Here is an 11,762-nt window from a genome sequence, read left to right on the forward strand (position 1 = left end):
TGCCAGTGCCAGTGCCAGTGCCAGAGGAGGTGTCTTGTTCCGCTTGTTTGGCTTTCTCAATCATGGGCGTAATCGTAGAGCCCTGGATCAGAATGGAGAAAACAACAACCGAATAAGTCATGACCAAAATGATCTCTTTCACATCAATCAGCTTGTCAGGTATCACCCAAATCCCAGAAGGAATAGAAAGAGCCATTGCTAAAGCTAACCCACCTCGCAGTCCTCCCCAAGTGAGTATTCTCACTGACCAAGGATTGTAACTTCGAAAGCGTTGGAAGCCGAGATAGGAAACAAAGACACTGAAGTAACGAGCGAACAGCACCAATGGAATTGAGAACGCCATTAAAATCCAATCTTCTTGGTGGAATTTAAAAAGTAGCATCGACATGCCAATCAAGAGGAATAAAATGCCATTTAAGAACTCATCGACGAGTTCCCAAAAATGATCTAAGTGCTCTTCACTCTCTTTTGAGAATCCGGTAAAACGAGTCCAGTTGCCAATCATGATACCCGATACCACCATAGATAAAGGCCCTGAGACATGAATGATATCCGCAAAGACATACCCTGCAGTTGGGATTCCGATGGTCAGTAATAATTCCATGGAATGGTCGTCAGTGGCACTGATTAAGTAATGAAAAATAAGGCCGAGAACAAAGCCATATACAATTCCTCCAAGAGCCTCTTGGGCAAACAATAAGCTGACACTTCCGATTGTTGGTGTTTCTGTCCCAAACGCGATAGTAAAAATAGTGACGAAAATCACCAAACCAAAGCCGTCATTAAATAAAGACTCACCTTCTATTTGTGTAGAGATTCGTTTAGGCGCATCAAGTTTTTTTACAATCGCCAACACAGCAATCGGGTCTGTTGGGGAGATGAGTGAACCAAACAACAAGCAATAGACAAAATCAAAGGGAATGCCAATCAGTTGACAGAACCCATACAAGATACCACCAATGAGAAACGTCGAAATCAATGTCGCCCCTAGTGCTAAAGCGGTAATTTCCCATTTTTGGTCTTTCAGGTTTGGCAGCTTAATTCCTAGGCCACCACCGAATAACAGAAACCCAAGAATGCCTTTTAGGAGAAAGTCTTCAAAGTTGATACTTGCAATGGTGGTCGTCGCGATTTCTGTCAATTGAAACCAGTTATTTTGACCCACTATTAAAATAGCCAATGACAGCACCATTGCTCCTGCTGTAATCGCAATGGTGGTTTGCATCTTTACGATTTTATTGTTGAGAAACGCAATCAGCATTGCTGCTGCTGAGAGAAAGCAAAGTGTGTAGTAGATGGACATTGGCTCATGACTTTGTAACAAAATATGTCGTGAAATTTTCAACGCTGCTAGCTTAAATAGCAATCATTATTTGTCATGTTTGCGTGAGTAAGTAAACTATCTAGATAGGGGATAGTCAGAAATAAAAAGTAGATTGATTCTGATGGTGGCTAGCGGAAGTAATGTGTTTTGTGGTTTGTATTACGAAGGATTTGTAGAATGAATGACTAGAAATGCAGGGCTACCATGATGAGCAGCCCTGCGTTGTCGTTATTCAAACAATTCAGTGTGAAGCTTTTGAATAGCCGATTTAGAATCAGCTTCATTGAGTAAGAAACATAGGTTATGAGCGCTTGCACCATAACAAATCATACGTAAATTGAAGTCTTCTAGCGTGCCAAAGACCTGCTTTGCGTAGCCTTTACTTCCACTCATGTTATTGCCGATTAAGGCCACCAAGCAAAGACCATGTTCGACTTCCACATGACATAATTCTTCCAGTTCAATTCGTGCCTGCTCAGGAAGTTGTGGTGCGCCGCCTGATGTGTCTGTTTGATCTAATGTTAATGAAACACTGATTTCTGACGTTGTGATCAAATCGACGGATATCTTATGCTTAGCCAGAATTTCAAACACCTTGGCAAGGAAACCATACGCATGAAACATATTGGCGCTACGAAGGGTAACCATTGTTTGGTTGGTTCGTAAGGCCAATGCACGAAACAGTGGAGAAGACTCTGCGTGGTGACGAATCCACGTGCCACCACGTTCTGGTTCTTTGGACGATCCCACAAATACTGGGATGTCATGGCGAAGCGCGGGAACTAACGTCGATGGGTGAAGGATTTTCGCACCGAAGTTCGCCATTTCTGAAGCTTCGCTAAAGCTAATTTCAGGAATCGGTGAAGCTTTAGGTGCAATTCGAGGGTCTGTGGTATAGATACCAGGAACATCTGTCCATATTGCGAGGCCCGAAGCTTCAACACTTTCAGCGATCAGGGCTGCGCTGTAATCACTGCCTCCGCGGCCTAGTGTTGTCGTATTGCCATCGGCATCTGAACCGATAAACCCTTGGGTAATAACAACGTGTTCTTGGCAAAGTGGCGCTAATTTATCTTTCGCTAATGCAGAGGTCTCTTCCAGTTGCGGTTCAGCACGGCCAAAGGTTCCATCTGTTCTCAGTATTTCTCTAATATCAAAGCGAACAGCATTAATACCGCGCTCTCTCATCACCTGAGTCAGGATGTAAGTTGACATTAATTCACCACACGCCACCAAATGGTCAGTTAGCTTGGTACTAGCCTGAATGGAAGCGGCTTCAGCCAGGTTTGCTACCGTCTCTAAGATTGCATTCACCTCAGATGCCGTCTCTGCCCCGTCACTTAGGCTGGATATAATCGAATCGTGGATGGTGGCAATGTTTTGTAAAATTTCACTGCGTCGTTCTTGGTCTGAAACACCGTTGGCGAGTTCAACAAGTAAATTAGTGACTCCAGAGCATGCGCTGCTAACGACAAGCTTAGTTTCTGGATTGTTTTCGATAATAGCAGCACAACGGCTCATCGCTTCAAAGTTGGCTACGCTGGTCCCACCAAACTTGGCGACATTGAATGCGCTCACAGCATTTCTCCTACAACGGGTAAAAAATAAACAGGTTGATAATAACCTAATGTTCTTTAGCGAAGAGAATCGTTGAGCGAAAAAGAGGTGCATATAGATAGATTGACCTCAGAAGCTCATCACTAGGCGGTGCTAGTGACAGTTAAGGGGATTCAGCCCACTTAACCGATAAACATAACCCTTACATTACGTTTACCTCGGCACTGCTCCCCATTGATATATTGTATTGGAATTAAGGTTCCACCATATATCTGCCTGGGCAGTGCTCCTCTTCTGCATAAAGCTCGTTCATTGAACGGTTTTGTCGGTTGAATGTCAATGGATATTTGTTACCACGAATTAATTACAAAGTGTGATCATCATATTCACACTAGACTTACGCCGCATTGATAGCTTTGGGGATTTGATCTAGTGTAGTTACTCAAACCATCGTGTAATAAGGATCATGCATGCCAATTCAAAGTTTTATCCCCCCTCAACGGATACTTATGGGGCCTGGGCCATCTGATATTTCTCCCCAAGTATTGCAAGCTTTAAGTCGCCCAATTGTTGGCCATTTAGACCCGTTATTTATTGGCATGATGGACGAAGTGAAACAGCTACTTAAGTACGCTTTCCAGACAGATAATGAGTTTACGATTGCCGTTTCTGCTCCTGGTAGCGCAGGCATGGAAGCGTGTTTTGTTAACCTTATTGAGCCAGGAGAGAAAGTCATCGTTTGCCGCAATGGGGTTTTTGGTGAGCGAATGCGAGAGAATGTCATACGTGCAGGTGCCAAAGCCATCGTTGTGGACGACGAATGGGGTGCACCTGTCAGCACAGATAAAGTAGAGCAAGCGTTTAAAGAGAATCCTGATGCCAAAATATTGGCTTTTGTTCATGCGGAAACGTCTACTGGCGCGCTTTCTGATGCGCAGGCATTGAGTCAAATTGCGAAACAGTATCATGCTCTTACTATTGTCGATGCCGTCACCTCGTTGGGTGGGGTGCCATTGAAAGTCGATGAATGGGAACTCGATGCAGTTTATTCGGGAAGCCAAAAGTGCCTATCTTGCGTGCCAGGGTTATCCCCGCTAACTCTTTCACCTAAAGCTATCGAGAAAATTAATGCTCGTACGACGCCGGTTCAAAGCTGGTTCCTTGACCAGAGTCTCGTTCTGGGATATTGGAGTGGAGAGGGCAAGCGAAGCTACCATCATACAGCACCCGTCAACAGCCTCTATGCATTACACGAGTCGTTATTGATGCTCAAACGTGAAGGGTTAGAAAATGCCTGGCAACGACATAAAGAGATGCATGCGAAATTAAAAGTGGGATTAGAAAAGCTTGGCTTCACATTTGTCGTTAATGAAGACTCTCGACTTCCTCAGCTTAATGCGATTTATATTCCAGACGGGGTAGATGATGCGCAAGTTAGGTCAACCTTGCTTGAAAAGTATAATCTTGAAATAGGAGCGGGATTAGGGAGTTTAGCGGGTAAAGCCTGGCGGATTGGTTTAATGGGGTATGCTGCTAGAAATGAGAATGTTTCTTTATGTTTACGAGCATTGGAAGAAACATTGCATCAGTAACGATCATTTGCAATCGTAGTCTACATTGATAAAGGGGCATTCTAGCCCCTTTTATGGTTTTATTCGCTCGGTGTAGATTCTGCCGTTAACGTTTTTTTCGCTGACGTTTCTTCCGCTGACGATTGTGGCCTATATTGAATGGCGGTAAAGTCTTTATTAGGAAATAAATACTGCGCTTCAGCTCGAATTTGTTCTGCTCGGCTACTGTCCCCCAATCCTTGGTACGCAAGAATTAAGTTACTGTAAAACGCGGGTCTAGGCTTCGACTGAATCATGTCAAGCGACCACTGTATGTAGGGTTTGATTAACTCAGGTTCTTGGGTGTGTAACCCAATATTGAGATAAGTGCTGTATATATCCCAGTCAAAGCGATCTTTCCAAACGACAGGATTCGTCACTCGATCTAATATCTCAGGTTGTTTTGGTGATGAGCGTTCAAACAAAGTGAGAACATAGTTAGTGTGCAGGGCGCTGAACATATAGAAGCTTGTGATCAGGGGAGTAATAATGCACGTTACTCTAAGCAAACTTTTTGTAAATTGACCAAAATGAAGACGCTTATAACTGGCGACACGTTGATCCACCCAGAACAATAGGATCATGAATGTGATCCAGTGAATGGCTGAATGGTAAAATGGGTATTCAAGTTGGGAATGCACGACTATCGGAACAAACAGCGCAAACATGGCGAGCCTTATCCCCTTCTTTGCATAGTAAATACGAGAAAGCACTAAGCTTGCCGCTAACAAAATCGCCAGGAGCGGGATAAGCCCGCCTTCGACCCCCCAAAATAGCAGCTCATTGTGAGGGTGGTCCATGGCGGGTAAGCCGGGTTTGTAACTTGGGTTCAATTGGTGCTGACGAGCAGTGTAAAGTATGTATTCCGCTTCAAACTTACCGTAGCCGTATCCGGTAAATGGTTTTTCAATCACCATATCAAGCGCTTGAGGAAAAGTGTATTTTCTAGGGCTCTCTAAATCCGCTTTGCTAGAAAGCAGCGCATCTGTGCCCTGTGAATGTGTAGCGAAAAAACCTAATCCAACCCCGAGAAGGCAGCAGGTTACCCAGGAAAAAAATCGCTTACGTGTCGAATATTTGTATAAGTATGGAAGAACAAAACACAGTGAAATGATGGCACCTAACCAACCGGTTCGAGAGGCAATAATGATCAAAAGAGGGGCGGTTAATAAGGGTATCAAGCATAAAAATGAGGTTTCACTCAAGCGACCGTATTTATTGGTTTGTCGTGCAAGCAAATACGCCGATATCACTAACCCTGTAGCCAGGAAACTTGCCATGACATTCGGTTGCTGAAATATACCGTATGGTCTGTTACGTATCGCATCATAGCCAAACATATTATTAGGTTCTAAAAGTAGGTATTGATAGAATCCAAATACAGATTGAATAAAAACGGCGATAACTATAAACCACAACAGTCTCTGTTTATGTTTATTACTGAAACGAAATTGTTGCAAGAGGACAAACAGTAAAAAGCCAGCCCAAAGACCGACGAGCCGCCCTAATGCTGCTGATGTCGTTGCATTACCGTATAGCGTTGGAACGGTCATTAAGAGACAGCATACCAGCAGACCAATCGTCAATTTTGAATACATCAGAGATTGGTTGGTGGCTAATTGATAAAGCCCAATAGAAAGGGTGATGGATAAGGCAGTCCAAGTGGTGGCATTAAAAGAAAGTGCTAGCCCTGATCCTCCCGGATTTGGCATAAAAAAATGCATCGCCACGATAAAGACAACAGCGAGAGAGATTAAGAATGGCTTATTGAGAGGAATGCTTGGTGCATGAGGTTCAAGGCGGGTGCCACCAGTATGCAATATTGCCATGTGATTACTCATCCTATATAAAGAAACCAGCGTCACTGCTGGTTTCTTTATCTTAGCGTTTATTTCTATTTTAACATAGGTTTAAGAAAACGAGCGGTGTGAGAACCTTTCACTTTTGCGACTGATTCGGGCGTACCTTCAGCGACAATTTCTCCACCACCTTGGCCACCCTCCGGACCTAAATCAACGACCCAATCTGCTGTCTTGACGACGTCGAGGTTGTGTTCGATGACCACCACGGTATTTCCATGATCGCGTAATCGGTGCAAAACGGTGAGTAATTGCTGAATATCGTGAAAGTGCAATCCGGTTGTGGGTTCATCTAGGATATACAATGTTTTGCCTGTATCTCGCTTAGATAGCTCGCGAGCTAATTTAACCCTTTGTGCTTCCCCACCCGATAAGGTGGTCGCTGCTTGCCCAAGCCTAATATAGGAAAGGCCGACATCCATTAACGTCTGTAATTTTCGGGCAATAACCGGTACAGGTTCAAAGAAAGCGCGTGCATCTTCGACGGTCATCTGTAGAACTTCATCAATACTCTTACCTTTGTAGTGCACTTCTAAGGTTTCACGATTGTAGCGTTTTCCTTTACATGCATCACACGAGACGTAGACATCGGGAAGAAAGTGCATCTCAACTTTGATCATGCCATCCCCTTGGCACGCTTCACAGCGCCCACCACGAACGTTGAAACTAAATCGACCAGGTTTATACCCTCGTGAACGAGACTCTTGCGTTCCAGCAAACAGTTCTCGGATTGGCGTGAAGATGCCGGTATAGGTCGCGGGGTTAGATCGCGGTGTTCTGCCTATTGGGCTTTGATCAATATCGATCACTTTATCGAAGTGTTCTAGCCCCTTTATTTTCTTGTAAGGCGCAGGCGTTGCTGTGGTTGCACCATTTAAAGCGGTATGAGCAATCTTAAAGAAGGTGTCGTTGATCAATGTCGACTTACCCGAACCAGATACGCCAGTGACACAAGTGAACAGGCCAACAGGCAGTGATAGTGTGACTTCTTTTAAGTTATTGCCGGTAGCGCCGATAAGTTCAACGGTTTTCTTTGGATCTTTTTTAGTGCGTTGCTTGGGTATCTCTATTTTTTTGACGCCGCTTAAGTACTGACCAGTGAGAGATTCCGGAGTTGCGATAATCTCTTCCATGGTTCCTTCCGCTACGATGTGACCACCATGAACACCAGCCCCTGGGCCGATATCAATCACATGATCGGCACATCGAATCGCGTCCTCATCGTGCTCGACGACTAAAACGGTATTTCCCAAGTCACGGAGGTGTGTCAGGGTTTTAAGCAATCTTTCGTTATCGCGTTGATGCAGACCAATTGATGGTTCATCTAGAACATACATAACTCCAACAAGCCCTGCTCCAATTTGACTGGCAAGTCTGATACGTTGGGCTTCTCCGCCAGACAAAGTTTCGGCACTGCGCGATAGGTTAAGGTAGTTAAGACCGACGTTAACCAGAAATTGAAGGCGATCATTGATCTCTTTCATCACTTTATCGGCTATTTGCCCACGCTGGCCATCAAGCTTTAAGTTTTGGAAGAAGTCGAGTGCTTCAGCAATACTAAACTCAACAATTTGAGGTAAGGCGGTATCATTGATGAATACATTACGTGCTTCGATTCTCAAGCGTGTTCCATTGCACCCTGTACAAGACTTCGTTGAGATGTATTTCACCAAATCTTCTCTGACCGCATTTGATTCCGTATCACGATAACGGCGTTCTAAGGTATTAAGAATGCCTTCAAAGGGATGACGTTTAACGCGAATATCACCGCGATCATTGATGTACTTAAACTCTACTTCAGTTCGACCTGAACCTTTTAATATAATCTCTCGAGTCTTTTTAGGTAGCTTCTTAAAAGGGGTGTTAAGGTCAAAACCATAATGATCGGCTAATGAGGTGAGCATTTGAAAGTAGTAATAGTTTTTTTGATCCCATCCGCGAATCGCTCCATCGGCTAGGCTCGCATTCTCATCCATAATGACGCGTTCAGGATCAAAATATTGTTGAACCCCCAAACCATCACAAGTTCCGCAGGCACCTGCTGGGTTATTAAATGAGAACAACCTTGGCTCAAGCTCTTGCATGCTATAACCACAATGTGAACAAGCAAAATTGGCAGAAAAGACAATTTCCTCACCCTCTTCATCCATTGGCGTCACCACTACGATTCCGCCAGAGAGCTCGAGAGTGGTTTCTATAGATTCCGCCAAACGTTGCTGCAAATCATCACGAACTTTAAATCGGTCGACCACGACTTCGATAGTGTGTTTTTTGTGAAGTTCCAATGTTGGTGGATCGGAAAGATCGCAAGTTTCACCATCAATACGGGCGCGTATAAAGCCTTGAGCCGCGAGGTTTTCAAGTGTTTTTACATGCTCACCTTTACGCTCCTTGATGATGGGAGCCAGAAGCATTCTCTTAGAACCCTGAGGCAGTTCTAAGATTCTATCAACCATTTGGCTGACGGTTTGAGCCGCGAGTGGGGTATTGTGCTCTGGGCATCGTGGTTCGCCAACGCGCGCGTAAAGTAATCGTAAGTAATCATACACCTCTGTTATGGTTCCCACCGTTGAGCGCGGGTTATGGGAGGTGGATTTTTGTTCAATAGAAATCGCGGGAGACAGCCCTTCGATATGATCGACATCCGGCTTTTCCATGAGCGAAAGAAATTGGCGAGCATAAGCTGACAAAGACTCAACATAACGGCGCTGCCCTTCGGCATAAAGCGTATCAAAAGCGAGAGAGGATTTTCCTGATCCAGAAAGTCCGGTGACAACGATTAATTTATCGCGAGGAATGGTGAGGTTGATATCTTTAAGGTTATGGGTTCGTGCACCGCGAACTTCAATTGTGTCCATTGTCTAAGCTCATTGAAATACTAAGTGCTGCAAGTATTACATAGTGTGGCAATTGTGCAAATAAAATACTGGATAAAAAAACAGTAAGACCACTTTGATACCAAAGTGGCCTTAGGTGTAACGGCAAAAGACTTGGCGTTATTGTTAGTTGACTCCAAGGCGATTTAGCACTCGAGCTTATTACTCTTTATGGGTTGAGTGCTTACCGAGCTCCGTTGTTTTTTCATCTTTTAGGTAGAGATTTTCAAAGCAGTAGTTAGTGGCTTCAATATAGCCTTCAACACTACCGCAATCAAAACGGTTGCCTTTGAATTTATAAGCCAATACACAGCCAGATTTCGCTTGTTTAAGAAGCGCATCGGTAATCTGAATTTCACCACCTTTGCCTGGTTCAGTTTGCTCAATTAATTCGAAAATGTCTGGAGTCAGAATATAACGACCAATAATCGCTAAGTTGCTTGGCGCAGTGCCTTGCTCTGGTTTCTCTACCATGTCGTCGACACGGAAAAGATCATCTTTAATCATTTCACCTGAAATCACACCGTATTTGTGAGTTTCATCTTCAGGTACTTCCTGAACCGCAACAATTGAACAGCGGAACTGTTTATACAGTGAAACCATTTGCGCCAACACACCTTGTTGCTCATTGACACAAAGGTCATCGGCCAGCACAACAGCGAAAGGTTCATCACCAATAAGGTCACGACCAGTGAGTATGGCATGGCCAAGGCCTTTCATTTCTTTTTGACGGATATAAGTGAAACTCGCACTGTCGATCACTTTACGGATATCGACGAGCAACTCTTCCTTATTCGTGCCACTGATCTGATGTTCCAGTTCATAATTCTTATCAAAGTGGTCCATGATCGAATGTTTGCCACGACCAGTAACAATACACATACCATTCATACCCGCTTGAATCGCTTCTTCAACACCGTATTCGATGAGTGGTTTGTTGACCACTGGCATCATTTCTTTTGGCATTGATTTAGTGGCTGGCAGAAAACGAGTTCCGTAACCTGCTGCCGGGAAGAGGCACTTTTTGATCATGATAAAACCCTTTGTAATTCCGTATAAATAATGATTTTGCGTCAAGATAACATGCTTTATGTTTCTGGCTAGTTAACCACGGTTTATCTAGTACAGAATTCATACTTTGTCGCCAAATTAAGACGCTAAATTTTGATTGGCCCATGCTATCGCCTGCACTCGATTTTTAACAGAGAGTTTTTTGAAAATCTGATAAAGATGTGATTTTACCGTAAATTCACTAATGAATAGGCTATCAGCAATTTGAATATTGGATGAATTATCTTGAAGGCAGCGCAATATCTGCAGTTCACGAGAGGTTAAGTCAACGATCACAGGAGCGGTGTTGCTGTTGAGCACATGACGATAATAGTGCAACAGTTGACTTGTTACCTTTCGGGGGAGCCAGTTTTGTCCATTAATGATTTCTCCAAGCCCTCGAACAATATCTTCGACATTTGTGTAAGTGTAAAATAACCCTTTTAGGTTGCCAAAGTAGAGTAACTCGTCGGTCGTAAGCCGCTTATTGAGGTTGAAAATAATCACTTCAAAGTTCTTATCTGTAATCGGTAAATTACGAACTTGTTGTTGAAGTTGTTTATGAGTTTGATAATCGATCAGTAAAATCTTATGTCGGTGTTTTGGGTTGGCTTCGAGTAAATCGTTGGGCTCTATTTTTGGAAGTTCTATCGATAGTTCGGCCTCCAATCGACTGACGTAAGGATAGTCTGCGTGCTTATCTTCACATAAAAAATAAACGGTTCGAGTGTAATCTGCTTTTCTCATTATATACCTTCCTAGCCTGTTACATTATGTTTACAAAATGAAGCAAGCCGAGCTGAATATCTAGGCATATTGAGGCGGAGTATGTTGTTTTACGTCTGGTTTCATATTGTTAGGTAATTTACTTATTTGTCATTTAGATGAGATAGGGGAGGGTTCAAAAAACGAGTAAATAAAATCTTGATTGGCTCATACAATTAGATGGATTTTTTAATACGATTTGAGCCTGTGTTAAAGCATGCTATCCTACCCCTCAGAATTTTTTAGACATCATTTAGACGGAGCAGAGCATGGCAAGCCGTGGCGTAAATAAAGTCATCATTATGGGTAACCTTGGGCAAGACCCTGAGGTTAAGTACACTGCCAATGGTAGTGCGATTGCAAATATTACAGTCGCCACTTCTGAAACTTGGCGTGACAAGCAAACTGGTGAACAACGCGAAAAGACAGAGTGGCACCGTGTTGTGTTATTTGGAAAAACAGCTGAAATTGCAGGTGAATACTTACGTAAGGGCTCTCAAGTTTATCTTGAAGGTCAACTGCAAACACGAAAGTGGCAAGATCAAAGTGGTCAAGATCGTTACTCAACTGAAGTCGTTGTTCAGTGGCCAGCAGGTCAAATGCAACTGTTAGGTGGGCGTGGTCAAGGTGGTGGCGGTCAACAGGCTAGTCAGCAGCAAAATAATAACTGGGGCCAACCTCAGCAACCAGCCATGCAGCAACAGCAGCCAGCGATGCAACA

8 protein-coding genes and 1 riboswitch are annotated in these 11,762 nt (G+C 43.7%); of the genes, 2 read left to right on the forward strand and 6 right to left on the reverse strand.

The window, feature by feature from the left end:
• Both ACP45E_RS04560 and lysC read right to left on the reverse strand, forming a co-directional pair.
• A partial coding sequence (locus tag ACP45E_RS04560; RefSeq protein WP_069584748.1) for a cation:proton antiporter occupies positions 1-1,303 on the reverse strand: 1,303 nt, incomplete at its 3' end.
• A 249-nt stretch (positions 1,304-1,552) separates the two neighbouring features.
• On the reverse strand, positions 1,553-2,902 hold the full coding sequence (lysC, locus tag ACP45E_RS04565) for a lysine-sensitive aspartokinase 3 (RefSeq protein ID WP_017038248.1): 1,350 nt from the start codon (positions 2,900-2,902) through the stop codon (positions 1,553-1,555).
• A 104-nt stretch (positions 2,903-3,006) separates the two neighbouring features.
• A riboswitch (Lysine riboswitch) is annotated at positions 3,007-3,183 on the reverse strand.
• A gap of 168 nt (positions 3,184-3,351) precedes the next feature.
• On the opposite strand from lysC, the gene ACP45E_RS04570 reads away from it, so the two are divergent.
• Positions 3,352-4,473: a pyridoxal-phosphate-dependent aminotransferase family protein gene (locus ACP45E_RS04570; protein WP_017035362.1), complete on the forward strand. Its 1,122-nt coding sequence runs from the start codon at positions 3,352-3,354 to the stop codon at positions 4,471-4,473.
• 59 nt (positions 4,474-4,532) lie between these two features.
• Here the strand turns inward: ACP45E_RS04570 and ACP45E_RS04575 are convergent, their stop codons facing one another.
• The 4 genes from ACP45E_RS04575 to ACP45E_RS04590 form a co-directional block, all read right to left on the reverse strand.
• Complete coding sequence (locus tag ACP45E_RS04575; RefSeq protein WP_017038247.1) at positions 4,533-6,320, reverse strand: PglL family O-oligosaccharyltransferase; 1,788 nt, start codon at positions 6,318-6,320, stop codon at positions 4,533-4,535.
• A 65-nt stretch (positions 6,321-6,385) separates the two neighbouring features.
• Positions 6,386-9,208, reverse strand: a complete 2,823-nt coding sequence (gene uvrA / locus ACP45E_RS04580) for an excinuclease ABC subunit UvrA (protein ID WP_017038246.1) — start codon at positions 9,206-9,208, stop codon at positions 6,386-6,388.
• 180 nt (positions 9,209-9,388) lie between these two features.
• A complete protein-coding gene (gene galU / locus ACP45E_RS04585; RefSeq protein ID WP_017035365.1) occupies positions 9,389-10,258 on the reverse strand; it encodes a UTP--glucose-1-phosphate uridylyltransferase GalU in 870 nt (289 codons plus the stop codon).
• A gap of 117 nt (positions 10,259-10,375) precedes the next feature.
• A complete protein-coding gene (locus ACP45E_RS04590) occupies positions 10,376-11,023 on the reverse strand; it encodes a LuxR C-terminal-related transcriptional regulator (protein ID WP_017038245.1) in 648 nt (215 codons plus the stop codon).
• Between the two features lie 287 nt (positions 11,024-11,310).
• Between ACP45E_RS04590 and ssb the strand changes: the two genes are divergently transcribed.
• The coding region (gene ssb, locus ACP45E_RS04595; protein WP_069584750.1) for a single-stranded DNA-binding protein at positions 11,311-11,762 on the forward strand (452 nt) is incomplete at its 3' end.

Source organism: Vibrio genomosp. F10 str. 9ZD137 (assembly GCF_049974785.1).
Lineage (GTDB): Bacteria > Pseudomonadota > Gammaproteobacteria > Enterobacterales > Vibrionaceae > Vibrio.

Bases quoted from the DNA above. Each gene is read 5' to 3' on its own strand.
- ACP45E_RS04570 (WP_017035362.1), top strand. From the start codon at position 3,352: ATGCCAATTCAAAGTTTTATCCCCCCTCAACGGATACTTATGGGGCCT.
- ACP45E_RS04575 (WP_017038247.1), bottom strand. From the start codon at position 6,320: ATGGCAATATTGCATACTGGTGGCACCCGCCTTGAACCTCATGCACCA.
- ACP45E_RS04590 (WP_017038245.1), bottom strand. From the start codon at position 11,023: ATGAGAAAAGCAGATTACACTCGAACCGTTTATTTTTTATGTGAAGAT.
- uvrA (WP_017038246.1), bottom strand. From the start codon at position 9,208: ATGGACACAATTGAAGTTCGCGGTGCACGAACCCATAACCTTAAAGAT.
- galU (WP_017035365.1), bottom strand. From the start codon at position 10,258: ATGATCAAAAAGTGCCTCTTCCCGGCAGCAGGTTACGGAACTCGTTTT.